General features: G+C 72.9%; 24 protein-coding genes. 10 read left to right on the top strand and 14 right to left on the bottom strand.

All coding sequences use genetic code 11. The annotated features are described in order from the left end of the window. Positions 1 to 49: 49 nt before the first annotated feature. On the top strand, positions 50 to 802 hold the full coding sequence (locus tag ACFO60_RS17835; protein WP_380841499.1) for an NRDE family protein: 753 nt from the start codon (positions 50 to 52) through the stop codon (positions 800 to 802). A 52-nt stretch (positions 803 to 854) separates the two neighbouring features. Here ACFO60_RS17835 and ACFO60_RS17830 read toward each other — a convergent pair whose 3' ends face one another. Beyond that, on the bottom strand, positions 855 to 2,882 hold the full coding sequence (locus ACFO60_RS17830; RefSeq protein WP_380841498.1) for a serine/threonine protein kinase: 2,028 nt from the start codon (positions 2,880 to 2,882) through the stop codon (positions 855 to 857). Positions 2,883 to 3,124: 242 nt separating this feature from the next. Here ACFO60_RS17830 and mshC point away from each other — a divergent pair, with 242 nt between their 5' ends. Beyond that, complete coding sequence (mshC, locus tag ACFO60_RS17825; protein WP_380841497.1) at positions 3,125 to 4,348, top strand: cysteine--1-D-myo-inosityl 2-amino-2-deoxy-alpha-D-glucopyranoside ligase; 1,224 nt, start codon at positions 3,125 to 3,127, stop codon at positions 4,346 to 4,348. A 46-nt stretch (positions 4,349 to 4,394) separates the two neighbouring features. On the opposite strand, the gene ACFO60_RS17820 is transcribed toward mshC, so the two are convergent. From ACFO60_RS17820 to ACFO60_RS17770, 11 genes are all read right to left on the bottom strand, one after another. After that, positions 4,395 to 4,658, bottom strand: a complete 264-nt coding sequence (locus tag ACFO60_RS17820) for a gas vesicle protein K (protein WP_380841720.1) — start codon at positions 4,656 to 4,658, stop codon at positions 4,395 to 4,397. 271 nt (positions 4,659 to 4,929) lie between these two features. Next, positions 4,930 to 5,175, bottom strand: coding sequence for a gas vesicle protein (locus ACFO60_RS17815; RefSeq protein WP_380841496.1), 246 nt, complete (start codon positions 5,173 to 5,175; stop codon positions 4,930 to 4,932). Continuing rightward, complete coding sequence (locus ACFO60_RS17810; RefSeq protein WP_380841495.1) at positions 5,165 to 6,118, bottom strand: GvpL/GvpF family gas vesicle protein; 954 nt, start codon at positions 6,116 to 6,118, stop codon at positions 5,165 to 5,167. Before ACFO60_RS17810 ends, ACFO60_RS17815 begins: the two co-directional genes overlap by 11 nt. A gap of 56 nt (positions 6,119 to 6,174) precedes the next feature. Then, the gene (locus tag ACFO60_RS17805; RefSeq protein WP_380841493.1) at positions 6,175 to 6,690 is read right to left on the bottom strand and encodes a gas vesicle protein; all 516 of its coding nucleotides are present in this window, start codon (positions 6,688 to 6,690) and stop codon (positions 6,175 to 6,177) included. A gap of 1 nt (position 6,691) precedes the next feature. Continuing rightward, entirely contained in the window at positions 6,692 to 7,150 is a 459-nt protein-coding gene (locus ACFO60_RS17800; RefSeq protein ID WP_380841492.1) for a gas vesicle protein GvpO, read from the bottom strand. A 108-nt stretch (positions 7,151 to 7,258) separates the two neighbouring features. Continuing rightward, the gene (locus ACFO60_RS17795; protein WP_380841491.1) at positions 7,259 to 7,480 is read right to left on the bottom strand and encodes a gas vesicle protein GvpG; all 222 of its coding nucleotides are present in this window, start codon (positions 7,478 to 7,480) and stop codon (positions 7,259 to 7,261) included. Positions 7,481 to 7,493: 13 nt separating this feature from the next. Next, positions 7,494 to 8,417 carry a GvpL/GvpF family gas vesicle protein gene (locus ACFO60_RS17790; protein WP_380841490.1) on the bottom strand — a complete coding sequence of 308 codons (924 nt, stop codon included), beginning with the start codon at positions 8,415 to 8,417 and terminating at the stop codon, positions 7,494 to 7,496. A gap of 1 nt (position 8,418) precedes the next feature. Further along, positions 8,419 to 8,823 carry a gas vesicle protein GvpJ gene (gene gvpJ, locus ACFO60_RS17785; RefSeq protein ID WP_465269882.1) on the bottom strand — a complete coding sequence of 135 codons (405 nt, stop codon included), beginning with the start codon at positions 8,821 to 8,823 and terminating at the stop codon, positions 8,419 to 8,421. Between the two features lie 138 nt (positions 8,824 to 8,961). Then, positions 8,962 to 10,326 carry an SRPBCC family protein gene (locus ACFO60_RS17780; protein WP_380841489.1) on the bottom strand — a complete coding sequence of 455 codons (1,365 nt, stop codon included), beginning with the start codon at positions 10,324 to 10,326 and terminating at the stop codon, positions 8,962 to 8,964. Positions 10,327 to 10,332: 6 nt separating this feature from the next. Then, complete coding sequence (locus ACFO60_RS17775; RefSeq protein ID WP_380841488.1) at positions 10,333 to 11,028, bottom strand: hypothetical protein; 696 nt, start codon at positions 11,026 to 11,028, stop codon at positions 10,333 to 10,335. 340 nt (positions 11,029 to 11,368) lie between these two features. Next, positions 11,369 to 11,848 carry a peptide deformylase gene (locus ACFO60_RS17770; RefSeq protein ID WP_380841487.1) on the bottom strand — a complete coding sequence of 160 codons (480 nt, stop codon included), beginning with the start codon at positions 11,846 to 11,848 and terminating at the stop codon, positions 11,369 to 11,371. Between the two features lie 228 nt (positions 11,849 to 12,076). On the opposite strand from ACFO60_RS17770, the gene ACFO60_RS17765 reads away from it, so the two are divergent. The 7 genes from ACFO60_RS17765 to ACFO60_RS17735 all read left to right on the top strand — a co-directional run bounded on the left by ACFO60_RS17765 (position 12,077) and on the right by ACFO60_RS17735 (position 22,019). Beyond that, on the top strand, positions 12,077 to 13,441 hold the full coding sequence (locus ACFO60_RS17765) for an MFS transporter (RefSeq protein ID WP_380841486.1): 1,365 nt from the start codon (positions 12,077 to 12,079) through the stop codon (positions 13,439 to 13,441). Positions 13,442 to 13,657: 216 nt separating this feature from the next. Continuing rightward, on the top strand, positions 13,658 to 15,826 hold the full coding sequence (locus ACFO60_RS17760) for a molybdopterin oxidoreductase family protein (RefSeq protein WP_380841485.1): 2,169 nt from the start codon (positions 13,658 to 13,660) through the stop codon (positions 15,824 to 15,826). Then, positions 15,823 to 17,226: an FAD-dependent oxidoreductase gene (locus tag ACFO60_RS17755; protein WP_380841484.1), complete on the top strand. Its 1,404-nt coding sequence runs from the start codon at positions 15,823 to 15,825 to the stop codon at positions 17,224 to 17,226. Before ACFO60_RS17760 ends, ACFO60_RS17755 begins: the two co-directional genes overlap by 4 nt. After that, complete coding sequence (gene nirB / locus ACFO60_RS17750; protein ID WP_380841483.1) at positions 17,223 to 19,652, top strand: nitrite reductase large subunit NirB; 2,430 nt, start codon at positions 17,223 to 17,225, stop codon at positions 19,650 to 19,652. The genes ACFO60_RS17755 and nirB overlap by 4 nt, the downstream gene beginning before the upstream one ends. After that, the gene (gene nirD, locus ACFO60_RS17745) at positions 19,649 to 20,017 is read left to right on the top strand and encodes a nitrite reductase small subunit NirD (RefSeq protein ID WP_380841482.1); all 369 of its coding nucleotides are present in this window, start codon (positions 19,649 to 19,651) and stop codon (positions 20,015 to 20,017) included. Before nirB ends, nirD begins: the two co-directional genes overlap by 4 nt. After that, on the top strand, positions 20,014 to 21,183 hold the full coding sequence (locus ACFO60_RS17740) for a uroporphyrinogen-III synthase (RefSeq protein ID WP_380841481.1): 1,170 nt from the start codon (positions 20,014 to 20,016) through the stop codon (positions 21,181 to 21,183). The genes nirD and ACFO60_RS17740 overlap by 4 nt, the downstream gene beginning before the upstream one ends. After that, on the top strand, positions 21,180 to 22,019 hold the full coding sequence (locus ACFO60_RS17735) for a sirohydrochlorin chelatase (RefSeq protein WP_380841480.1): 840 nt from the start codon (positions 21,180 to 21,182) through the stop codon (positions 22,017 to 22,019). Before ACFO60_RS17740 ends, ACFO60_RS17735 begins: the two co-directional genes overlap by 4 nt. Here the strand turns inward: ACFO60_RS17735 and ACFO60_RS17730 are convergent. Together ACFO60_RS17730 and ACFO60_RS17725 are read right to left on the bottom strand one after the other, a co-directional pair. Then, complete coding sequence (locus tag ACFO60_RS17730; RefSeq protein ID WP_380841478.1) at positions 21,905 to 22,486, bottom strand: hypothetical protein; 582 nt, start codon at positions 22,484 to 22,486, stop codon at positions 21,905 to 21,907. The genes ACFO60_RS17735 and ACFO60_RS17730 overlap by 115 nt on opposite strands. 344 nt (positions 22,487 to 22,830) lie before the next feature. Further along, on the bottom strand, positions 22,831 to 23,688 hold the full coding sequence (locus tag ACFO60_RS17725; RefSeq protein WP_380841477.1) for a PAC2 family protein: 858 nt from the start codon (positions 23,686 to 23,688) through the stop codon (positions 22,831 to 22,833). A 244-nt stretch (positions 23,689 to 23,932) separates the two neighbouring features. Here ACFO60_RS17725 and ACFO60_RS17720 point away from each other — a divergent pair. Continuing rightward, the coding region (locus ACFO60_RS17720; RefSeq protein WP_380841475.1) for a homocysteine S-methyltransferase family protein at positions 23,933 to 24,164 on the top strand (232 nt) is incomplete at its 3' end.

Below are 24,164 nucleotides of genomic sequence, written 5' to 3'. Positions count from 1 at the left end.
GTACCCTTCGGGAGATGTGTCCATCTCTACCGATACGGAGGGAACGGGCGTGTGCACGGTGATCGTGAGCGTCGAACCGGGCGCGGAGACTCCGGTGGTGCTGGCCGGGGTGCGCGATGAGATCCTGTCGCGGCCGTGGGAGCCCCCCGCGGCCCACTGGCCCAGGCATCCCGCCGTGGTCGGCGGGCGCGACCTGTCGGCGGGCGGCACCTGGCTGGCCGTGGACCCCGGCGGCCCGCGGGTCGCCGCGCTGCTGAACGGATGCGGCGCCGCCGCGCCCGAGCGGGTCCGCAGGACCCGGGGCGACCTGCCGCTGGAGGCGGCGGTCCTCGGCGAGCCGCCCGACGTCGACCTGTCCTGCTATGACCCGTTCCACCTGCTCGTCGCCGACCCCGGCGGCGCGCGGCTGTGGAGCTGGGACGGGCACGGCGTCACCGAGGCCAAGCTCCCGGCAGGCGCCCACATCGTGGTCAACAGCGGCTGGGAGACCGGTGAGGCCGACCCGCGGGTCGCGTTCTTCCGGCCGCGCTTCGCCTCGGCGGTGCGCCCGTCGGCGCGCGACGCCGGCGAGGCGACGTGGCGGCAGTGGCGGCGGCTCGCCTCGGGCGCGGGGCTGGACGTCTCCGACCCCAGGGCGCTGGTGGTGCGCAGGGAGCTTCCGGACGGGCGGCTGTGGGGCACCTCCTCGATCACGCTGGTCGCTCTCGGCGGCGAGGCGCCGCGCTACGACTTCTGCCCGGACCCCGCCGACCCCTCCTCCTGGTACCAGGTCACCGCCCTGCCTCCAGCACCCTCCCCGTAACGGGGACGGACGGCGGCAGAGGGCGGCCGGCCGGGTGGCGCTGGCCGGGCGCTCAGCAGAGGATGCCACCCCACATGATCGTCACCGTCCTGCTGCCGCCGTTGGAGGTGAAGCGGACCTTGGAGGTGCTGCAGTACGGGGTGCCGTAGGCGGTGATCGTGGCCGAGCTGCCCGCTCTGATGTGCCCCTTGCTGGAACTGAGGACGCTGCCCTCGGTGATGGTGGCTCGCCATCGCACGGCCCCGCCCGGCGCCCTGAGCTTGATGTTCACATAGGAGATGTAGTCCGACCTGATGCGGATGCGGGCGGGGCTGACCATCAGCACCGGCTTGACCGCCCGTGTCGGCGGCGCCTTCGGCGTCGGCTCCGGCGTCTTGGTCGGCTCCGGCGTCGTCCTGGACGGCGAAGGGACCGGGGTGGGGTCGGTCAGCGGGGGCGACTCCGCCGCGCTGGGGGTCGCGAGGCTCTGCGCCGGTGCGGGCGGCGGCGGGGCGGCCTCGGGGGCCTGCTGCTGAGGATCACCGCCGGAGGTGATGGCGACGATGGCCGCGGCGGAGGCCAGCGCGAGGCCTCCGGCCACCGCCACGATGACGCGGGTGCGCCTGTGCCGCCGCTGCCGGTCACCGCCGGCCGAGGCCGGAGGCAGGCCAGAGCCAGGCGTGGTGGACGGCCGGTCCGCTCCCAGGACCGGGATGGGCCCGGTCGCCTCCGCCGCCGAGGAGAGCCGGTCGCCGTCCGGCCGCGGGAAGGCGGCGCCGCCCGCCGGTGACGGGACGGCATGACGGGCCTCCGCGGGAGGGACGGTCGTTTCGGCCGCCGGGGGCGGCGAGGCGGCGGGCCCGGCCTGCGGCGGGGGGACCTCCTCCGAGCCGTGCCAAAGCGGCCGCGAGCTCAGTGGGATCGGCCCGCTGTAGGCCTGCGGCGGGGCCGCGGGTCGTGCGGCAGGCGGCTCCGGCGGCCAGGCGCGCGTCTCCGAGGGCGGGACGCGGGGTCCGCCGCCAGGTCCACCTCCGAAACCGGACCCGTAGCCAGGGCCGGACCCGTAGCCCGGGCCGGTACCGTGGCCGGGATCGGGGCCGGCACCGCGGCCGGGGCCGGAACCCGCGCCGGAACCGGCGCGGGAACCCGGACCCAGGTTCGGGTCAGGACCGGCACCGGGACCGAAGCCCGGGCCGGGACCGAGGTTCGGGCCCGGGCCGAGGTTCGGGCCGGGAACGGTCCCGGGGCCGAGGTCCGGGCCTGGACCAGGGCCGAAGCCTGGGCTGGGAGTGCGTCCGGGGCCGGGGCCGAAGCCGGGGTCGGCGCCAGGGCTCGGGGTTAAGCCGGGGCCCGGCTCGACTCCTTCCAGGCGGGCCAGCAGCTCACGGGCGGCGGGCCGCCTGGCCGGGTTCCGGTCCAAGCAGGCGGTGACGGCGTCCAGCAGCGTGCCGCTCAGCGCCGACAGGTCGGGCACGCCGTTCAAGATGCGGTTGACCACCGCCGGAACCGAGTCCTGGCCGAACGGGGCGCGCCCGGTCGCGGCGTAGACGATCGTGCCCGCCCAGGCGAACATGTCGCTCTCGGGGCCGGGGATCGTGCCCGCCAGATGCTCGGGCGCGGTGAACGGCGACGCGCCCGCGAACCCGCCCGCCGCGAGCGGGCGGTCGAGCACGCGCCCGACCGCGAAGTCGATGACCTGTGGCCCCTGCGGACCCAGCAGCACGCTCGACGGCCCGAAGTCGCCATGCGCCGCGCCCGCCTGGTGAATGGCCGTCAGCGCCGTCAGCGTCCCGAGGGCGATCTCGATGAGCGCGTCCCCCGACCGGCGGCCCTTCCGCTCCACCACTTCCCACAAGGACGAGCCGTCGACCAGTTCGCTGGCGTAGTACAGCCGCTTGTCGTGCATGCCGTAGGCCAGGACGCGGGCCACGCCCGGGCCGGTCACGCGCTGCGCCCGGCGCAGCTCGACGCCGAACGAGCGCCGCACCTGCTCTTCCTCGGAGAAGCGCCGGTGCAGCAGCTTCACCGCGACCCGCGCGCCCGTCTCGGTCTCGGCGGCGTACACGACGCCGTGGCCGCCTTCACCGATCCGCCCAGTCACCCGGTATGAGGCGATCGTGGTGGGATCGGTGGGCCCCAGGGGCCTTGAAGCCGGCAATCGAGATCTCCCTCGGCATGCGAACGCTAAGTGCCGACGCCCCCCTACCCACGGCGGCAAGATTCTGCCACGTTGGAACGTGACCAAGTACCGTTTTGTGCCATCGTCCCTCGCTGGACACCTCAGCCCCAAAACGGACACCCCGGGGTGATCGCACCACTCGGCCACATGGATAGGCTCATGACATGCAATCGTGGTCTGCTCCCGAGATCCCTTCGCTGCCCGGCGCCGGCCTTCCGCTCCGGCTCCACGACACCTCGGCCAGGGGGGTCAGGGAGACCTCCCCAGGGCCCACGGCGCGGATGTACGTCTGCGGCATCACGCCCTACGACGCCACCCATCTCGGGCACGCGAACACCTACCTCGCCTTCGATCTCGCGTACAGGACGTGGCGGGACGCCGGCCACGCGGTGCATTACACCCAGAACACCACCGACGTGGACGACCCCCTGCTCGAACGCGCCCAGCAGACCGGCGTCGACTGGCAGGACCTTGCCGCCAAGGAGATCGAGCTCTTCCGCACCGACATGGAGGCGCTGCGCATCATCCCGCCGGACGACTATGTCGGCGTCACCGAGGTCGTCGGCCAGGTGGTCGAGCTGATCGACAGGCTCAAGGACAAGGGCGCCACCTACATGGTGGACGGCGACGTCTATTTCTCGGCCGTCGCCGCTCCCAAGTTCGGCGCCGTCTCGGGGTACTCCGAGGAGCAGATGCTCACGCTGTTCGCCGAGCGCGGCGGCGACCCCGACCGCCCGGGCAAGCGCAACCCGCTCGACTGGCTGCTGTGGCGGGCCGAGCGTCCGGGCGAGCCGTCCTGGCCCTCGCCGTTCGGCCCCGGCCGCCCGGGCTGGCACGTCGAGTGCACGACGATCGCGCTGAACTGCCTCGGCGCCGGGTTCGACGTGTCAGGCGGCGGCTCGGACCTGATCTTCCCGCACCACGAGATGGGCGCGAGCGAAGGGCACGTCGCCACGGGGGAGTGGCCGTTCGCCCGCGCCTTCGTGCACGCGGGCATGGTCGGCCTCGACGGCGAGAAGATGTCGAAGTCCCGCGGAAACCTGATCTTCGTGCACCGGCTCCGCGCCGAACACGACCCCATGGGGGTGCGGCTGTCGCTGCTCGCCCACCACTACCGCGAAGACTGGCAGTGGACCGGCGACCAGATCGACACCGCGACGGCACGGCTGGCGCGCTGGCGTTCGGCCGTCGACCGCGCGTCCGGCCCCGACGCCGGGCCGGTGCTCCAGCGCGTCCGCGAGCGGATGGCCGACGACCTCGACGCGCCGGGCGCGCTGGAGGCCATCGACGACTGGGCCACCCGCGCGCTCGCGGGAGAGGGCGACGACCCCGGCGCCCCCGCGCTCGTCCGGGCCACCGCCGACGCCCTCCTCGGCATCGCCCTCTGAGGGACCGGCCCACGCGAACCGGGCCGGCCGGTCGATGCCGCCGGCCTCAGTCGGTGGGCAGGAGCGTGCCGAGCGGTCCCAGGTCGAGGTTGAGGTCGGAGGGCGACAGCTCGAAGCGTTCGCACAGCTCGGTCATCGCCTCCTCCAGCCGCATCAGCGTCAGGCCCAGCGTCTCGATCTGGTCGTCGGACAGGTCGCCCTGATCCATGCGGCGTACGCACTGCCGCTCCACGAGCTGCCGCACCAGCTCCACGAGGGTGAGCACCAGGCGGGTGAGGTCACGCTCCACCGTCTCCGGAGCGGTGTCCAGCCGCCACGGCCCGGAGCGCGACCGGCCCGGTTCCCGGTAAGGCCCCGATCCCGCCCGCTCAGGCCCAGCCGCCGGCCCGGGCCCTGGTTCCGGACGGGGGCCCGGTTCGGCCGGCCTCGCCCCGGGCTCTGGACGGGTACCTGGTCCGGCCGGTCGCCGGCCGAGATCTGGACGGAGGTCCGGTTCTGCCGCTCGTGGGGCGGGGTTCGGACGGAGGTGTGGTTCGGGGCGGGCGCCGTCCGGTCCGGGGGACCGGTCCGGCGGGGCGGGCTCACGGTGTGGGCTGCTCATGAGGGACTCCGATCTGCAGCGGCTCGGACGCCCGCACCGACATGATCAGCGCCCGCAGCGAGATGCGCACCAGGTCGATGTCGGCGATGGACAGAACCAGGTCGCCGGTGATCACGACGCCGCCGGCGAGCAGGCGGTCCAGCAGATCGACCAGCGCGACCCGCTCGGCCGGCAGCCGTCCCTGAGCGGCCAGTTCGGCCCCGCGCGGCGCCATCTCACGACCCATCGCGGCCCCCTTCCCCGCGGTCCCGCGTCCGGAGGTCGTCGCAGGCGTCGGCCCGGTCGCGGTCCTCCCCGGTAGTGGTACCGATGCCGCCCGTCTCCAGGGCGGTGAAGGAGTACGGGGCCCAGGGGCCGGTGAGCTCTATCTCCACGCCGGGGCCCCGGAGGGCGTCCAGCGTGGCGGCGAACTCCTCACGGCGTTCGTCGTCGACAAGGTAGGCGCCGTTCAGGAGCATCCAGTCGTCGCGTCCCGACAGCCGGGGGTCCTGGGGACGGTGGCGGGTGCCGGCCCGCGCCACCTCGGAAAGCGTGGCGTGGATCATCTCGGCGCGTTCGGTGGTCTCGCGCCAGGCGTCGTCCCGGCTGGCGAGGCTGGCCTTGCGTCGCCGCAGGTAGTCGGTGCCAGGCCTCGCGGCCGCCCGTCCCTCGCCGCTCCCACGCTCGCCGCCTCCAGGCTCGGCGGAGCCGGGGGCGGGCGTCGTCCCGGCGGGTCCCGGCCGGGCGGCGGGGGCGTCCGGGGCTGCCGGCTGTTCGGGCTGGTGCGCGTAGGCCTTGACGCCCCATTCCTGACTGCCGGCCACGCGCGAGAGGACGGCGCTGAACTCCTCGCGCCGATGATCGAGCAGGTCGCGAACCTGGTCGTCGCCGCTGTACACGGTGACCAGGCGCACGGGGGCGGTGGAGGAGGCGGCCCCCGCGACGGCCTCCACGACGCGGTGGTGAGCGCGGGCCGTCTCGCCGACCCAGTCCAGATCCTCCAGCGAACGCCGCAGCGGCCCCTCGCCGAAGTCCTCCAGCGGCACCGTGCTCACGTACGCGGCGAGCCCGGCGCGCGCGAGCACCCGCACGGGCGCCTCGGCCACGCCCTTCAGCTCTTCCAGCACGCCCGGACCCGGCTGGTCGTCCGCACGGGTGATCGCGTACAGGTAGGTCCCGGTGTCAGCCACGATGCTCCTCCTCCCGCGTCATCCGGGAGGACAGGGACGGTGGGCGCCGCTCCCGATCAGCCATCCTCGTCCTCCCATCGGCGCGGGCGGCGGGAGGGCTCGCGGCCGCGGTCCTGGTCGAGGGCCCTGCCCTTCGCCGGGCGTCCGGCCCGGCGCGGTCCGGGCTCCTCGACCGCGATCCGCTCGTCCTCCACGGCGATCCGCGCCTCCGCCGCGAGGGTCCGCTCGTCCTGCGCCGGGAGGCGCCCGCCCTCGGCCGCGGCGAGGCGGCGCCGGAGCCGGCGGTTCTCCTCGACCAGATCGCTGTCCTTGGAGCTGAGCCAAGGGTCGTGCTCCCACCAGTCGATGCCGAGCTCCCGCGCCGTGTCGACCGACGCGATCAGCAGGCGCAGCTTGATCGTGAGCAGCTCGATGTCCAGCAGGTTCACGCGGATGTCGCCCACGATCACCACGCCGCGGTCGAGCACCCGCTCCAGGATGTCGCCGAGGTTGCCGCCCGAGTCGCGGGCCGGCGCGCGCTGCGGCGAGCCGTAGGAGGACATCCCCCGCGCGGAACCCGTCGGTTGGGACATGTCAGTACGCTCCGCCCGTGTCGCCCTTGGCGCGCTTGTAGCTGCGCACCCTCCGGTACGAGACCAGGTCCCCCTCGGAGTCGAGGTCGATGGCGTAGATCCCCAGGGTGTCGCCGGAGGAGGGGATCCGATGGTCCTCGACCACCTCCACCTCGACGGTCCAGCCGTCGCCCGCCGGCTTCACCAGCGTGACGCCCTCGACGCCCTTGCCGGTCAGCTCGGCCATGTAGTCCAGCGCGGCGCGACCGGCGGTGGACGCCGTCAGGCGCCGGGACGTCCTGGCCCTCCCGGCCGGGCGCCGGGCCTCCGGCTCCGTCTCATCGGTTTCAGGGACCCCGTAGTCGTCCATGGAGTCCACGGGGTCAAGGGGGTCGACGGCGTCCTCGCCGGGCGCGCCGTACTCGTAGCGGTCGTCGTCCGCGACGGTCCGCCGGTCACGGGGTCTGTGGCTGGCCGGCACGACATCACCTCCTTCTTCCCCCGGCGCCCGGCCCCGGCGCGTGACGTCGCGCACCGGGGCCGGGCCGGAGGAGGGACGGCCACCCCACGCGTGCGGGTGACCACCGCACTAGCCGATCATCCGTTGCAAGATCTCCTCGGTCGCCTGTTCGCTCTCCTCCTCCGAGATCAGGCCCGCGGCCCGCGCGTCCTCCACCTCCTCCAGCTGCCGCCGCACCAAGGCGGGGTCGTGCATCTGGTGCTCCACCTGTTCCTCGATGAGCTCGCCGAGCCGGATCAGCGCCTCCACCGGCGCCAGCGGCCAGCCGAAGAGCAGTTTGAACAGGCCCATGGTCCAAGCACCTTCACCTTTGCGTCTGGACGAAGTCATAGGCCGCCTGGGGACCGAGCATGCGCAGGGAGACGCGGTCGGCCCAGCGGCGGCCGATCTCCTCCAGCGCCTCCTCGATCTCCCGCAACCGGTCGGTCTCCACCAGGACGGCCAGATGGGCGGCGTCCTCCTCGTGGGTCGGCTCCCGGACGACGATCGTGACGGCGTGCGGGGCCAGCGCCTCGGCCAGCGCCTGGGTGTCGGCGTCGCGCTTGGCCTCGATCGCCCGGTTGACGATCTCGCCGAGCTTGATCCGCGCGTCCCAGGTGGCCTCCTCGGGCAGGCCGCGGATCTCCTGGCGCAGGCGAGCCGCCTCGGGCTCCTCGGCGAGCACCTCCCGCAGGACCGCGCCCTCCTCGTAGCGGGCCTTGACGACGAACTGTGCCCGTCCCTCCAGCTCGTCCAGCGCCGTGCGGAACTCGTCGTGATGCGGGGCCAGCAGTTCCCCGACGACCGCGTCGGGACTCTCCAGCACCGCACCGAAGCGCAAGGGCAGCACCGGCACCTCGGCGGCCACGTCGTCCAGCAGGTTCTGGTGCGCCATGAGATCCTGCGGCTTGCCGAGCGGGCGGTTGAGACGCAGATCGCTGATCAGGGCGGCGATGTCGCGATGCCGCACCAGGCCGATCTCGCCGGGTGGGTCGCCCACCCCGCGGGCCTCCGGCGTCAGCTCGACGTCCGAAGGCAGGATGCCGTAGACGTAGGACGCCGTCGCCCGCTCGCCCTGCGCGCCCGGCGCGCCCGGCTGCTCGCCGGCCTGGCCGGAGGCGTTCGCGGCGTCCTCGTGCGGTCCGGGCGCGTCCGCCGTCTGCCGCGCGGCCGCGGGGCGGCCGCCACGGGCTCGCGGCGCCTGCTTCTCGGACCCGGGCGCGGCGGGGCCGGGAGTCGAAGGGGCCATGTCAGTCCTCCTCACGCCCGCGCCTGCGGCGCGCGGGCTGCTCGGCCGGCTCGGTGATGAAGTCACGCAGTTTCTCGCCCGCCGCCTCCAGCGCGCCCTGCGCGATGCCTTTGGTCTTCGACTTCGCCACGCCCGTCGTCATGTCCTGCATGAGCTCGGGAAGCCCCTTCTGCCCTTCTGAGATGTCCAGCCGGTTGACCGCCTGGGCGAACCGCAGGTAGGTGTCGACGCTGGCCACCACGACACGGGCGTTGATGGTCAGCAGTTCGATGCCCACCAGCGCGACGCTGACGTAGGCGTCGATGACCAGACCCTTGTCGAGGATCGTGTCGATCACGTCGGCGAGTCCGCCGCCCGATGACGACCGGCCGGCGGGCCCGCCGCCCGAGGGCTGCATGATGGCCATACGCTCCACTCCTTGCTCTCGCTTGAGACGTGCTGACGAAGGGCCTCATCCGCACCGGGCCGAAGCCCGTGTCCTCTCCCTCTGCCGCTCCGGCCGTCGTGTGACGTCCGGTCGGTCATCCGGCGTCCGGACCGGTCATCAGCGGCCTCGGCCCCTGGGCTCGGGCGCGGGTTCCCGGCGCTTCCCGCGCGCGGGTTCCTCGCCATCAGGAGGGCGCCGCCGTGCCCGGGGCTCCTCCCGTCCGTCGCCCTCGCCCTCTCGCCTGCGGCGAGGGGCCTCCCGTTCCTGCTCCTCGGCCGGCTCGGACCGGCGTACCCGGCCGCGCGGCTCCTCGGCCGGGCGCTCACGGGCCCGCGGCCGCTCCGCGCGCCTTTGCCCCCAGGGAAGCCGCCGCCTGCGCCGCTCCTCACCGGCCTCCTCACCGGCCTCCTCGCCCTCGTCCTCTTCCGCCTCCTCCGCGCGGCGGCCGCGCGGACGCTTCTGCCGGGGCTCCTCGCCCTCTCCGGGCTCCTCGGGCTCCTCGGGCTCCTCGGGTTCCCCGCCCCGCTCCGCGGCGGCCTCGCCCTCCTCGGCCTCGCCCTCCTCCGGCTCCTCACCCTCTTCGGGCTCCTCGTCCTCTTCGCCCTCTTCGCCCTCTTCGTACTCGCCCTCTTCGTACTCGCCCTCTTCGTACTCGCCCTCTTCGCCTTCCTCAGGCTCGGGGCCACCGCGTTCCTGCTCCTCGCGTTCCTGTTCCTCGCGCATGGCGGTCTCGTGGTCCTTGACCACCTCGCCCTCGTGGATGACGCCGCGCCACCCCTCGACCTCGTCGGGATGCAGAAGGTCCTCGTTCATCACGTGCCGGCGGAAATGCTTGAACTCCAGGCGCGCCCTGCGGCCCTGCGCCCGCCAGATGCCGCCGATGTGCTCCATGAGCCCCTTGGGGTGGTACTCCAGCACCAGCAGCACGCGCGTCATGTCGGGGGTGATCTCGTGGAAGGTCACGGAGCCGTCCACGTAGCCCTTGGCGCCCTGCGAACGCCAGATGATCTTCTCGTCCGGCGTCTGCTCGCTGATCGTGGACTGCCAGGTGCGCCGGGACCAGAAGATCTTCGCCTGCCAGGTCAGCTTCTCGTCACCATCCTGGACGACCTTCTCGACCTTCTTCATGAAGTTCGGCCAGTCCTGGAACTGCGTCCACTGGTTGTAGACCACGCGTATGGGGGCGCCGATGTCCAGCGACTCGACGATGTTGTGGAACTTGAGCTTCTTGCCCTTGGCGCCGCGCCCGCCGAACCCGAGCTTGCTCTTCAGACCGCTGAACGCGAGCTTGGCCAGCCCCTTGACCCGGCCGAACTTGCCCTCGGACCCCGCGAGCTGCCCGACGGTGCGCATGCCGCCGTTCTCGGTGAAGTCGGTGAGCTGCTTGGTGGTCTTCTCGACTCTGCGCCGCACGGCCGCGAGCGCGAGCCGTCCGGCGATGCCGGCGAGCCCGCGTACCTGGTTCTTGATCGCGTCCGCCATGGCGCATCACCCCCGGGTCCGGTGGATCGGCCGCGAGCGCGGCGGAGGCTGGTCGCGGGTCACGCGACCGCGGGCTCTCGGCTCCTCGTCGTCCGGTTCGTCCTCGTCGGCGGGCCTGCGGGTCTCGCGCGCGGCCGGCCGCGCGCGGTCCTGTGGCGGCCTGCGCCGAGGGGAGGGCTCCTCCTCGTACTCGTCCTCCTCCTCGAACTCCTCCTCGTACGGCTCTTCCTCCGCGAGGTCCTGCGGCGGCCGCTCGCCTCTGCGCATCCGGGACCCGGCGGAGCGCAGGCCGCCCGTGGCCCGCTCGCGCAGGCTGGTGACCCCGCCCTTCGCCGTCTTGGCGGCCTCGCCCGCGGTGCCGACCGCCTGCTCCTCCAGACCGGCCGCGACGTTGGCCGCGTGCTGCAGGGCCTCGGCCCGGTCCTGGAGCTTCGTGCTGATCGAGGTGACCTGCCTGCTCGCCGCGGCCTTCGCCGCGGCCTTGCCGGCCTCGAACAGCTCGCCGCGGACGCTGTTGATGATCTTTTCGAGCTCCGGGGAGGAGCTCGCGAGCTTCAGCCCCTGTTCAAGGAGGTTGCCGCTGGTGCCGCCGAGCTTGCCCGTGGCGCCCGCCACCCCGAGCGCGACCGCGAGTTTGAACTTGCGGTGCCGGCCGAGGAAGTAGCCGAGGGCGACGGCTACGGCCACCTTCAGTCCGCTCATCACGTTTGCCTCCTTCTCCGGCTTCCCGTCACGGGATCCGCCCGGCGAGGCCCGCCTCTGGTGCTCCCGGCCTTCGAGAGGCCGGGAGAGTCCGGCCTGGCGCCGGTCGCGCATATGCGGGAAGCGGGATGCCCCCGATGTGCGGAAGCGGCCCATCCCGGCGCGCTTCCGATCGTCGATTGCCCTACCCGGGCCTCATTGCGACAGAACACGCATTGGCGAAAAAAGGGACGCAACACTCAAGATGGTGGAATATGCCCCAAGATTCGGGTTCCGTGGCGTACCCGGCCGCAGCCGGAAGAGGACAGGGGGAGGCGTCAGGCGGTCCCGTGTCCGCGGGTCACGGCAGGGAGGCGAAGAAGCGCTCGCGCTCGTCGGCGGGGAGGCGGTCGCAGAACAGGATGCCGTCGAGGTGGTCGACCTCGTGCTGGAGCACCCTGGCCAGCATTCCGAGCGCCCGCACCGTCACCGGCTTGCCGTGCATGTCCCTGCCGCGGGCGACGACCGAGTAGGAGCGTTCCAGCGGCCACCAGATGCCCGGCGCCGACAGGCACGCCTCGTCGGCGACGATCGTGCGCGCCGACAGCTCAAGGCGCGGGTTGACCAGGTGGCCGGACCTGCCGTCCAGCTCGAAGGCCAGCACGCGCGAGAGCACCCCGATCTGCGGCGCGGCGAGCCCGGCCCGTCCGGAACCCGCCCGGGTGGTCGCCTGGAGCGCCTTGACCAGGTCGCGCAGCGAGCGGTCGAAGCTCGTCACCGGTTGCGCGGTGGCGCGCAGCACCGGGTCGGAGAAGAGCCTGATCTGCTGGACGCCGGTCATGCCCGCTCCCGGGGGTGACGAGACTGCGTGAAGGTTCCCGGAAAGGATGCCCGATCGGCCGTGCGGGCAATCTTTGTTAATTCGATGTTGCCATCGTGATGCCTGTGCGTCACTTGTTTCGTCCGTGCGTCGGAAGTAACGCCGATATCTGACATTCGTCGCCGTCCGGAGTGATACGCCTCGCTACTTTCGGAGCCTCCCGACCCCCCGGAGCATGGAGGAGGAACCGTGACGGTGACGGACGCTACCCGTACCGCGGCGGCGAGAGGCCGCTGGATCAGCGATTGGAGGCCGGACGACCCCGGCTTCTGGGAGAGCCGGGGCAAGGGCGTCGCCCGCAGGAACCTGATCTTCTCGATCCTGGCCGAGCACCTCGGCTTCACCCTTTGGACCGTCTGGAGCATCGTCGCCGTCAAGCTCGGCGCCTACAAGTTCTCCACCGACCAGCTCTTCTGGCTGGTGTCGCTGCCCAACCTGGTGGGCTCTACCCTGCGCCTGCCCTACACCTTCGCCCCCGCGAAGTTCGGCGGCCGCAACTGGACGGTGGTCAGCGCCCTGCTGCTGCTCATCCCCGCCGTCCTGCTCGCCATCGCGGTGAGCGACCCCGGCACGCCGTACTGGGCGTTCCTGCTCATCGCCGCCACGGCCGGCCTCGGCGGCGGCAACTTCGCCTCCAGCATGGCCAACATCACCTACTTCTACCCCGAGCGCAGGCAGGGCTGGGCGCTCGGCCTCAACGCCGCCGGCGGCAACATCGGCGTCAGCTCGGTCCAGCTGGTCATGCCGCTGGTGATCGCCGGCTTCGGACTGGCGGCGGCCGGGCTGTTCTGGGTGCCGTTCGTCCTGGTCGCCGCGGTGGGCGCCTTCTTCTTCATGGACAACCTCACCACCGCCAAGGCGAGCGCCAGGGAGCAACTGAAGATCGCCGGGAGGGCGCAGACCTGGATCATGTCCTTCCTCTACATCGGCACCTTCGGCTCCTTCATCGGCTACACCACCGCCTTCCCGCTGCTCATCAAGAGCCAGTTCCCCGAGCACACCTCCGCCGTCACCTGGGCCTTCCTCGGAGCGCTCGTCGGCTCGCTGATCAGGCCGCTCGGCGGCCGGCTCTCCGACCGGCTCGGCGGGGGCCGGGTCACCCTGTGGAACTTCGGGGCCATGGGAGTGGCCGTCGCGCTGGTCGGGGCCGGGGTCTCCATGCACAACTTCACCTTCTTCTTCGCCTCCTATCTGGTGCTGGTCTCGCTGACCGGCGTGGGCAACGGCTCGACCTACCGCATGATCCCGGCCATCTTCCGTGCCAAGGCGGTCGAGGGCGTCTCCCCGGAGGACCGCGCCGCCTACGACGCCGCCGTGGCCTCCGGGAAGAGGGACAGCTCCGCCGCCATCGGGATCATCTCGGCCATCGGCGCCTTCGGCGGATTCTTCATCAACCGCGGATTCGGCACCTCGATCGCCGCGACCGGCGGCGCGGGCGCCGCCCTGGCGGCCTTCGCCTGCTTCTACGTGCTGTGCGCGGGGCTGACCTGGTTCTGCTACCTGCGCACTGTCGGGGCGCGGCTCGCCCCGAGTCTCGCCACCGCCCGCGTCTGAGCCCGCATCCGGGGCGGGAACGCCCGGGCCGCGCCGGAGAACCGGCACGGCCCGGGCCTGCACGCGCGCGCGGACGCCGCGTCACCGCTCACCCCCCGGCCGCCGCGGTGTGCGCACAGGGGGCCCACGCCTGATGTGAACACGGTTGGCGGCTTGTAGCACAGAGGTAACAGGAGGGACCCAACGGTGAAACGGCCTGAAAGCACCATCGAACCCATGCCGATCTCACTATCCCCGCCGGCGTCTGTGATGCCGCCGGTGCACCTGGGAGAGGCGACGCACTGCCCTTACTGCGCCCTGCAGTGCGGCATGTACGTCAGTGGAGGGGTCGGAAAGGCGGCGGGCACCGCGCTCACCGTCACCCCGCGGCACGACATCCCGGCCAACGCCGGAGGGCTCTGCCAGAAGGGCTGGACGGCGGCCGAGCTGCTCAATCCGGGCGTCCGGCTGACCACGCCGCTCGCCCGAGCCGGCCGCACGAGCCCGCTGGAGCCGGTGAGCTGGGACGAGGCGCTCGACCGCGTCGCCGGCGCCGTCCGCGACCTGCAGGCCGCGCACGGCCGGGACGCGGTGGCGGTGTTCGGCGGCGGCGGCCTGACCAACGAGAAGGCCTACCAGCTCGGCAAGTTCGCCCGGGTGGCCCTGCGCACCAGCCAGATCGACTACAATGGCCGCTTCTGCATGTCGTCGGCGGCCGCCGCCACGAACCGCGCGTTCGGGATGGACCGCGGGCTGCCGTTCCCGATCACCGACATCGCCGGGGCGGACGCCGTCATGATGGTCGGCGGCAACGTCGCCGAGACCATGCCGCCCTTCCTGCGGCACGTGCCCGGCACGCTGATCGTGGTGGATCCAAGGGAGACCCGCACGGCCAGGCAGGCCGCCCTGCACCTGAAGGTGACGCCGGGCACCGACCTGGCCCTGGCACTCGGCATGCTGCACATAGCGATCACCGAGGGATACGCCGACCAGGACTACATCGCCGCCCGCACGACCGGCTTCCAGGCGGCCCGCGAGTCGGTGGCCGCGTGGTGGCCCGAACGCGCGGAGCGGGTCACCGGCGTGCCGGTCGCCGCGATGCGCCAGGCGGTCCGCCTGCTCGGCACGGCCGGCAAGGCCATGATCCTCACCGGCAGGGGCGCCGAGCAGCACTCCAAGGGCGTCGACACCGTGTCCGCGTTCATCAACCTCGCCCTCGCCCTCGGCCTGCCGGGCCGCGAGGGGTCGGGGTACGGCTGCGTCACCGGGCAGGGCAACGGACAGGGAGGCCGCGAGCACGGCCAGAAGGCCGACCAGCTCCCCGGCTACCGCAAGATCGACGATCCGGCCGGCCGCGCGCACGTCGCCGCCGTCTGGGGCGTCGACCCCGGCGAGCTTCCCGGCCCCGGCCGCTCGGCCTACGAGCTGCTCGACGCGCTCGGCACCGACGCCGGGCCGAAGGCGCTGCTGGTGTTCGGCTCCAACCCGGTGGTCTCGGCCCCCCGCGCGACCCACGTCGCCGAGCGGCTGGCGGCGCTGGACCTGCTGGTGGTGTCCGACTTCGTGCTCTCGGAGACCGCCGCGATGGCCGACGTCGTGCTGCCCACCACCCAGTGGGCCGAGGAGCACGGCACCATGACCAACCTGGAGGGCAGAGTGCTGCTGCGCAGGCAGGCCGTCACCCCGCCCGACGGCGTGCGCAGCGACCTGGCCATCGTCTCCGCCCTGGCCGCGCGGCTCGGCCGCCGCGAGGGCTTCTCCGACGATCCGCGCACGGTGTTCGACGAGCTGCGCCGGGCCAGCGCGGGCGGCGTCGCCGACTACGCCGGCATCACCTACGAGCGCATCGCCCGCGAGACCGGTGTGTTCTGGCCCGCCCCCTCCGAGGACCACCCCGGGACCCCGCGCCCCTTTCTGGACCGCTTCCCCACGCCGGACGGCCGGGCGCGGTTCACGCCGGTGGACCACCGGCCGGTGGCCGAGGACGTCGACGACGACTACCCCTACTACCTGACCACCGGCCGGGTGCTCGCCCACTACCAGAGCGGAGCGCAGACCCGGCGCGTCCCGGCGCTGAATGATGCGGCCCCGAGCGCGTACGTGGAGCTGCACGCCGACCTGGCCGAGCGCCTCGGCGTCGGTCCCGGCGACATGGTCCGCCTGACCAGCCGCAGGGGCACGACCGAGGCCCCCGCTCGCGTCAACCGGTCCATCCGTCACGACACCGTCTTCATGCCGTTCCACTGGGAGGGCGCCAATCGTCTCACCAACCCGGCCCTGGACCCGACGTCCCGGATGCCGGAGTTCAAGGTCTGCGCCGTGCGGGTCGAGCGGTCCGGCGGCGGCATCGCCCCGCCCGGGCCGGATGACGCGACTCCGCACGCCGATCGGGGGAGGAACGCGTGAGGCTCGTCGTCATCGGCAACGGCATGGCGGGCGCCCGCCTGGCCGACGAGGTCAGGGCGCGCGACAAGGACATCCAGATCACGGTGTTCGGCGCGGAGACCCGGCGGCCCTACAACCGGGTCCTGCTGTCCAACGTGCTCGCCGGCACCGCGAGCCCCGAGCAGGTGCGCCTGCCGGCCCACCCTGAGGGGGTGACCACCCGGCTCGGCGTCACGGTCACCGCCATCGACCGCCGCACCCGCACGGTCCACACCGGCGACGGGGCGAGCGAGCCGTACGACGTGCTGGTGCTGGCCACCGGCAGCGAGCCGTTGGTGCCGCCCATCCCCGGCGCCACCCGGGCCATCGCGTTCCGCACCATGGACGACTGCCACCGCATCCTTGAGGCGGCGGCGACCGCCACCAGCGCGGTCGTGGTCGGCGGCGGCCTGCTCGGCGTCGAGGCCGCGCGCGGCCTGGCCGGGCGCGGCATGCCGGTCACCCTGCTCCACCTGGCCGGCCACCTCATGGACCGCCAGCTCGACGCCGAGGCCGGGCTGGTGCTCGGCGAGGCGCTGGCCGGGCTCGGCGTCGCGGTCAGGACCGCGGTGCAGGTCACCGCGATCCACCCGCACGGCGTCGAACTGGCCACCGGGGAGATCCTGGCCTCGGAGCTGGTGGTGCTCGCCTGCGGCGTACGGCCGATGGTCTCCCTGGCCAAGGACGCCGGGCTGGAGGTCAACCGCGGCGTGGTCGTGGACGACCACATGCGCACCTCCGACCCGGCGGTCTACGCCATCGGCGAGTGCGCCCAGCACGACGGCACGGTGTACGGACTGGTCGCGCCCGCCTGGGAGCAGGCCGCAGTGGTGGCCGACCTCATCACCGGGGCCGACCACGCCGCCAGGTACCGCGGCTCGCGTCTGGTCACCCGGCTGAAGGCCCGCAGCGTCGAGCTGGCCGCGATGGGCGAGACCCACCTGAACGACGACGACCCCGCGGGCGAGGTCGAGGTGGTCCGCTTCAGCCACCGGGCGCGCGGCATCTACCGCAAGCTCGTGATCAGGAACGACCGGCTGGTGGGCGCGATCCTGCTCGGCGACGCGCCGACCGTGGGAACGCTCACACAGCTGTACGACAGGGGCGGGCCGCTTCCCGGCGACCCGGCCGGGCTGCTCTTCCCCTCGTCGCTGGAGCATGCGACACCGGCCGACAGCCCGGTGCGCATGCCCGACTCGGCGCGGGTGTGCGAGTGCAACAACGTGACCAAGGGCCGGATCCGCGCCTGCTGGGAGGCGGGCGCGCGCGACACGGCCGCCGTCGCGGCGGCGACCCGGGCCACGACCGGCTGCGGGAGCTGCCGGGACGCGGTCGAAGGGATCATCGGCTGGCTGTGCGAGCAGGAGGAGGTCCGCGCGTGAGGATCGTGGTGGTGGGATACGGGCCGACGGCCCACCGGCTCGTGGAGACCCTGACCGACCGGGGCCTCCAAGGAACGATCACCGTCTTGGGGGAGGAGCCGAGGCCCGCCTACGACCGGGTGGCGCTGACGTCCTACCTCACGGGCGCGTCCCTTGAGGAGCTGACCTACCCGGCCCCGCAGGGGGTGACGGCGGTGCGGCTGGCCGAGCGGGTCACCGCGATCGACCGCGCCCGCCGGGTCGCGGTCACCGCGACCGGGCACGAGGAGCCCTACGACGTCCTGGTGCTGGCCACCGGCTCCTCGCCGTTCGTGCCGCCGGTGCCCGGCGCGGAACACGCCTTCGTCTACCGGACCATCGACGACCTGGACGCCATCCGGGAGGCCTCGGCCGGCGCCGGCGCCGGCGTGGTCGTCGGCGGCGGGCTGCTCGGCCTGGAGGCCGCCGACGCGCTGCGCGGCCTCGGCCTTTCCACCCACGTCGTCGAGATGGGCGGCTGGCTGATGCCCCGCCAGGTCGACGAGGGCGGCGGGTCGGTGCTGCGCGGCCACATCGAACGGCTCGGCCTGGCCGTGCACACCGGCACCGGCCTGAACCGCATCGAGCGGGACAAGGTCGTCCTGGCCGACGGCACCGAGATCGACGCCGGCGTGGTCGTCTTCTCGGCGGGCATCCGGCCGCGCGACGAGCTGGCCCGCCAGGCGGGGCTGCCCGTGGGCGAGCGAGGCGGCATCGTCGTCGACGAGGGCATGCGCACCGCCGACCCGGCCGTGTTCGCCATCGGCGAGTGCGCCCTGGTGGGCGGCATGGTGTACGGCCTGGTCGCGCCCTGCTTCACCATGGCCGAGGTGGCCGCCGACCGCATCCTCGGCGGCGGGGCCTCCTTCGCCGGCGGCGACCTGTCGGCCAAGCTCAAGCTGCTCGGCGTGGACGTGGCCAGCTTCGGCGAGCTGTCCGGCGCGCTCGACGTGACCTACATGGACCCCGTGGCCGGGATCTACAAGAAGCTGTTCATCAGCGACGACGCCCGCACGCTGCTCGGCGGCATCTGCGTCGGCGACGCCACTCCCTACAGCCTGCTGCGGCCGATGGTGGGCAGGGAGCTGAGCGCCCAGCCCAGCGACCTGCTGTTCGCCGGAGCCGGCGGCGCCGGGCTGTCGGGCGCCGACTTCCCCGACGACGCCCAGGTCTGTTCCTGCAACAACATCACCAAGGGGCAGATCAGCGGCGCCATCGCCGAGATGGGGCTGACCGACGTGGCCGGCGTCAAGAAGTGCACCCGAGCGGGCACCAGCTGCGGCAGCTGCGTGCCGGCGCTGGCCTCGATCCTCGCCTCCGAGGGCGTCGTGCTCAGCAAGGCGCTGTGCGAGCACTTCGACCACAGCAGGCCAGAGCTGTTCGACATCGTCCGGGTGCGCGGCATCACGACGTTCTCCCAGCTCATCGCCGAGCACGGCAGGGGACGCGGCTGCGACATCTGCAAGCCGGCCGTCGCCTCCATCCTCGCCTCGCTGGGCGGCGGCCACGTCCTCGAAGGCGAGCAGGCCGCGCTGCAGGACACCAACGACCACTTCCTGGCCAACATCCAGAAGAACGGCACCTATTCGGTCGTGCCCCGCATCCCCGGCGGGGAGATCACTCCCGAGAAGCTCATCGTGATCGGCGAGGTGGCCCGCGACTTCGGCCTCTACACCAAGATCACCGGCGGCCAGCGCATCGACCTGTTCGGCGCGCGGGTCGAGCAGCTGCCCAAGATCTGGAAGCGGCTGGTCGACGCCGGCTTCGAGTCCGGGCACGCCTACGGCAAGGCGCTGCGCACGGTGAAGTCCTGCGTCGGATCCACCTGGTGCCGGTACGGCGTGCAGGACGCGGTCGGCATGGCCATCGCCCTCGAACTGCGCTACCGGGGACTGCGCTCCCCGCACAAGATCAAGTCGGCGGTGTCCGGCTGCGCCCGCGAGTGCGCCGAGGCCCGCGGCAAGGACTTCGGGATCATCGCGACCGAGAACGGCTGGAACCTCTACGTCGGCGGCAACGGCGGCTTCAAGCCCCGCCACGCCGACCTGCTGGCGAGCGACCTGTCCGACGACGAGCTGATCCGCACCATCGACCGCTTCCTGATGTTCTACATCCGCACGGCCGACCGCCTTCAGCGCACCTCCACCTGGCTGCAGGGCATCGGCCTCGACTATCTCCGGGACGTGATCATCAACGACTCGCTCGGCATCTGCGCCGATCTCGACGCCGGAATGGAGCGGCACGTGACGGGCTACTTCGACGAGTGGCGCGCCACGGTCGAGGACCCCGACAAGCTGCGCCGGTTCGTCAGCTTCGTCAACGCCCCCGACACCCCTGACCCGTCCATCGTGTTCGAGACCGAACGCGACCAGATCAAGCCTGTCCTCCTGGAGGTGACACGCGCATGACGATCATCCAGAACGACCCGGCGATCAGGACGAGCACCGGGACGGCGTGGGTGCGGATCTGCTCTTACACCGACCTGCTGCCGGAACGCGGGGCCGCGGCCCTCGTCGCCGGCCACCAGATCGCGATATTCCGCACCTTCGACGGACGCCTGTTCGCCGTCGGCAACCGCGACCCGTTCAGCGGGGCGTACGTGATCTCCCGCGGCATCGTCGGAACCCGCGGCGACGAGCCCGTCGTCGCCGCGCCCATGCACAAGCAGCCGTTCTCCCTGACGACGGGCGTGTGCCTGGACGACCCGTCGACGGCGCTCGCGACCTATCCGATCCGTGTCGCAGGCGGCATGGTGGAAGTGAGCGTGGCATGACGTCCGCCCTGCTGGACGACCCCCTCGTGGCGCCGGAGACGGCGCCCGACGCGCTCGCGGGCTTCACCATCGGGGTGACCGCCACCCGCCGCAAGGAGGAGTTCGCGGCGCTGCTCGAACGCCGCGGCGCCCGGGTGGTGCGGGCGCCGGCGATCCGGCTGGTGCCGCTGACCGAGGACGCCGACCTGCTCGCCGCCACCCGCGAGTGCCTGAAGGGCCCGATCGACGACGTCGTGGTCACCACCGGGGTGGGCTTCCGCGGCTGGGTGGCCGCGGCCGAGGGCTGGGGCCTGTCCGGCGACCTGGCCGAACACCTGGCCACGGCCCGCCTGCTGCCCCGCGGCCCGAAGGCCCGCGGGGCCGTGCGCGCCGCCGGGCTGAACGATCACTGGACCCCGCCGACCGAGTCCTGCGAGGAGATCAAGGGTTACCTCCTGCGTCAGGACCTGCACGGGCGGCGCATCGTCGTCCAGCTGCACGGCGAGCCGCTGACCGGGTTCGTGGCCGCCCTGCGCGCGGCCGGCGCCACGGTGATCGAGGTGCCGGTCTACCGCTGGCTGCCCTACCGCGACCCCTCGCCGCTGCGCCGCCTGATCACCCAGGCGATCTCCGGCTCGGTGGACGCCGTGGCCTTCACCAGCGCCCCCGCCGTGCTGGCCATGCTGAACGCCGCCCGCGCGGAAGGGCTCGAGGAGGCGCTGGTCGAGGCGTTCAACGGCCCGGTGGTGGCCGCGTGCGTCGGCCCGGTGACCGCGGCGCCGCTGGTGGCCAAAGGCGTGCCGGTCATCCAGCCGGAGCGCTCCCGGCTCGGCTCGCTGGCCCGCACCCTGGCGCGGCACCTTCCCGAGCACAGCGTCACCCGGGTCACCGCCGGCTCCCACGAGCTGGAGATCCGCGGGCACGCGGTCGCCGTCGACGGAGAGCTCAAGCCGCTCCCGCCCGCCCCGATGGCGGTGCTCAAGCGCCTGGCCGAGCGTCCCGGCCACGTGGTGCCCCGCTCGGACCTGCGCATCGTGCTGCCAGGCGGCCCCTCGCGGGACTCGGCCGAGCACGCGGTCGAGATGGCCGTCACCCGGCTGCGCCGCGCCCTCGGCCCCGCCGGCATCGTCGAGACGGTCGTCAAGCGCGGCTACCGCCTGGCCTGCGACCGGCCGGAGGCGCGATGACGCTCGTCCTGGCCGCCCACGGCACCCGCAGCGCGGCGGGCGAGGCCACGCTGGCGGCCCTGGCCGAGCGGGTGCGCCGGGCGCGGCCCGGCCACCGCGTCGAGCAGGCGTACCTGGAGATCAGCTCGCCGCCGCTCGCCGAGGTGCTGGCACGGGTCCCCGGGCCGGTCGTCGTGGTCCCGCTGCTGCTGGCCGGCGGCTACCACCTCCACATCGACCTGCCGGGGGTCGTCGCACGGGCGAGGCCGGACGCGCTGGTCGCCGGCGCGCTCGGCCCCCACCCGCTGGTCACCTCCGTGCTCGCCCGCAGGCTGGCCTCGGCGGGGCTGCGGGCGACCGACGCGGTCATCCTGGGCGCCGCCGGGTCCTCCGACCCCGCGGCCGTCGCCGACGTGCGCTCCGCGGCCCGGCTGCTGTCGGTGCGGCTGGCCCGCCCGGTGACGGCGGCGTTCGCCTCCGCGGCGTCCCCGTCCCTCGCGGAGGCCATGGAGCGGCTGCGCTCGGGGCCGGCGCCCCGCGTCGCGGTGGCCTCCTACCTGCTGGCGCCCGGGTTCTTCCAGAGCCGCCTTGAGTCCGCCGGGGCCGACCTGGTCAGCCGCCCACTAGGCGCGGACGACGACCTGGCCGCCCTGGTGTGGCACAGGGCCGACGAGGCCGCCGTCCGGGCCGGTGTGCCGGTGCCCCGGACGCCCGGCGGCACGCCGGGAGATCACCGGCCCGCTCAGGAGAGCGCCGGCGTCCGAGGCGTGGCGGTCTCCAGCCGCAGCTCACGCACGATCTCCACCGCGCCGTCGTCGCGGGACAGACCCGAGCCGGCGCCGATGAAGGCCTCGTAGTAGGCGTGCCGGAAGCATCCGGCGAGCAGCAGGCGGGCGCTGGCCTCCGGGTTGACGTCCGGGGCCACCCGGCCGAGGCTCCGCTCGGCCGCCAGGTACTCGGCCAGCGGGGCGATCTCGGAGGCGGGGCCGAGCTCGGTCTCGCGCAGAGCCTCGCGGAAGCGCACGGTGATCGAGGGGGAGACGAACGCGGGCATCAGCGCGGCCTGGACCTCGGCGTAGTAGTCGATGCCGGCCCGCGCCACCGGCAGCAGGTTGTCGTTCACCCGCCCCTTGCCGGCCAGGCGCATCAGGTCGTCGAGGGTGTGCAGCCAGACCGGGAGGCGGTCCTGCAGGAGGGCGAGGAACAGGTCGACGGCCTGGGCGGGCGTCGTGCCGCGTAGCTGGGGATAGGCGAAGGAGTCGCCGCGGCGGCCGGCGTCGCCCAGGGCGCGGGCCTCGTCGTCGACCGCCGCTTGCCGTTTCATGAACACCGACATCTCGAGGACGCGTCTCCGCGTCTCTTGTGCTCTCTTGTGCGGATCAGGATATGGAGTCGCCATGGGGGTCCCAAGGTGCGCAGTCACATGTGTAGGTTCAGCACGGGGATGGCGCGGCTCACGATGTTTGCGGAGTCGTGCTCGTACCCGTTATCGAATCGTTGCCGCCCCGGTGTGCCGCCCGGGGTCAATGGTGCGGAAGCGGCGCAGCGGACAATTATTACCGGAAAGCCGCGCCGTCCGGAGCTAATAACGGGAAGTATGCGAAAATGCGCCTTTATCTGGGCTGATACGGCCAATGTCAATAAATGCGCATTTTTTCCTGATTTGCGTCAGGCGCCGTCGTCGTCATGGTCGCGCCGCCGCAGGTAGCGCTCGAACTCGGCCGCGATCGCGTCCCCGCTGGCCTCGGGCAGGTCGGCGGCGTCCTTGCGCTCTTCCAGCTCGCGGACGTACTCGGCCACCTCGGAGTCCTGCGAGGCCAGCTCGTCCACCCCGTGCTCCCAGGCTCGCGCCTCCTCGGGCAGCTCGCCGAGCGGCATGGGGATGTCCAGGAGGTCCTCGATGCGGCGCAGCAGGGCGAGCGTGGCCTTCGGGTTGGGCGGCTGGGCGACGTAGTGGGGCACCGAGGCCCACAGCGAGATGGTGTCGGTGCCGGCCGCCCCGAGCGTGTGCTGGAGCACCCCGACGATGCCCGTCGGGCCCTCGTAGCGGGTCAGCTCGAGGTTGAGTGAGCGGGCGAGACCCGGATCGCTCACCGAGCCCACGATCGGCACCGGCCTGGTGTGCGGGGAGTCGTTGAGCAGGGCGCCGAGCAGCACCGCGGTCTCGACGCCCAGCTCGAGGCAGATGGCCACGATCTCGGAGCAGAACGTGCGCCAGCGCATGTTGGGTTCGATGCCGCGCAGCAGCACCACGTCGCGTTCGCTGCCCGGAGGACGGGCCACCAGCAGGCGGGTCGTCGGCCACACGATCGACCGGGTCACGCCGTCGCCGAGCTCCACGACCGGACGGGTCACCTGGAAGTCGTAGTAGTCCTCGGGGTCGAGCTCGACCAGAGGGGTCGCCTTCCACTCGGACTCAAGGTGCGCCAGTGCGCCGCTCGACGCCTCCCCGGCGTCGTTCCACCCCTCGAACGCGGCGATCAGCACCGGGTCGACGAGCTCGGGAAGTCCTTCGAGCTCGATCACGCGCCGCCTCCTCCTTGCCTGGCCGAGATCGCACGCGACTGCGAAGGCGATCTCACGGCCGCCGGCGGCGGCCTTGTACCCGACCAAGCCTATTCGTTGAGGGGTGCCCGGTGTCACGGAGAGGGCGGACCGGGGCACGCGAGGGGCCCGTGGAAGCCGCGCCCGTTCGCTCGCCGTGATCACCCGGGCCGTTCCGGCCCACGGCCTCGAACGGTCCCGCCAGGCTCCCGCTAGGCTTGGGCGCATGAACAACGGAGCGTCCTTCAGGCAGGCCATGTCCGAGCGTGTGATCGTCGCGGACGGGGCCATGGGGACGATGTTGCAGGCCTATGACCCCACTCTCGATGATTTCGATGGTCATGAGGGGTGCAATGAGGTTTTGAATGTGACGCGTCCTGACATTGTGCGGGGGGTGCATGACGCGTATTTCGCGGTGGGTGTGGATTGTGTGGAGACCAACACGTTCGGGGCGAATT

Origin of the sequence: Sphaerisporangium dianthi (genome assembly GCF_042654065.1) — a bacterium.
Taxonomy (GTDB): Bacteria; Actinomycetota; Actinomycetes; order Streptosporangiales; family Streptosporangiaceae; genus Sphaerisporangium; species Sphaerisporangium dianthi.
The sequence above is the reverse complement of the archived record's forward strand: the minus strand, read 5'-3'. Positions and strand labels throughout refer to the sequence as shown.

Coding starts and splice junctions, on each gene's coding strand:
- mshC (WP_380841497.1), top strand. CDS start 3,125: ATGCAATCGTGGTCTGCTCCCGAGATCCCTTCGCTGCCCGGCGCCGGC.
- ACFO60_RS17815 (WP_380841496.1), bottom strand. CDS start 5,175: ATGGGTCGTGAGATGGCGCCGCGCGGGGCCGAACTGGCCGCTCAGGGA.
- ACFO60_RS17805 (WP_380841493.1), bottom strand. CDS start 6,690: ATGTCCCAACCGACGGGTTCCGCGCGGGGGATGTCCTCCTACGGCTCG.
- ACFO60_RS17795 (WP_380841491.1), bottom strand. CDS start 7,480: ATGGGCCTGTTCAAACTGCTCTTCGGCTGGCCGCTGGCGCCGGTGGAG.
- ACFO60_RS17790 (WP_380841490.1), bottom strand. CDS start 8,417: ATGGCCCCTTCGACTCCCGGCCCCGCCGCGCCCGGGTCCGAGAAGCAG.
- gvpJ (WP_465269882.1), bottom strand. CDS start 8,823: ATGGCCATCATGCAGCCCTCGGGCGGCGGGCCCGCCGGCCGGTCGTCA.
- ACFO60_RS17780 (WP_380841489.1), bottom strand. CDS start 10,326: ATGGCGGACGCGATCAAGAACCAGGTACGCGGGCTCGCCGGCATCGCC.
- ACFO60_RS17775 (WP_380841488.1), bottom strand. CDS start 11,028: ATGAGCGGACTGAAGGTGGCCGTAGCCGTCGCCCTCGGCTACTTCCTC.
- ACFO60_RS17770 (WP_380841487.1), bottom strand. CDS start 11,848: ATGACCGGCGTCCAGCAGATCAGGCTCTTCTCCGACCCGGTGCTGCGC.
- ACFO60_RS17760 (WP_380841485.1), top strand. CDS start 13,658: ATGCCGATCTCACTATCCCCGCCGGCGTCTGTGATGCCGCCGGTGCAC.
- nirD (WP_380841482.1), top strand. CDS start 19,649: ATGACGATCATCCAGAACGACCCGGCGATCAGGACGAGCACCGGGACG.
- ACFO60_RS17740 (WP_380841481.1), top strand. CDS start 20,014: ATGACGTCCGCCCTGCTGGACGACCCCCTCGTGGCGCCGGAGACGGCG.
- ACFO60_RS17735 (WP_380841480.1), top strand. CDS start 21,180: ATGACGCTCGTCCTGGCCGCCCACGGCACCCGCAGCGCGGCGGGCGAG.
- ACFO60_RS17730 (WP_380841478.1), bottom strand. CDS start 22,486: ATGAAACGGCAAGCGGCGGTCGACGACGAGGCCCGCGCCCTGGGCGAC.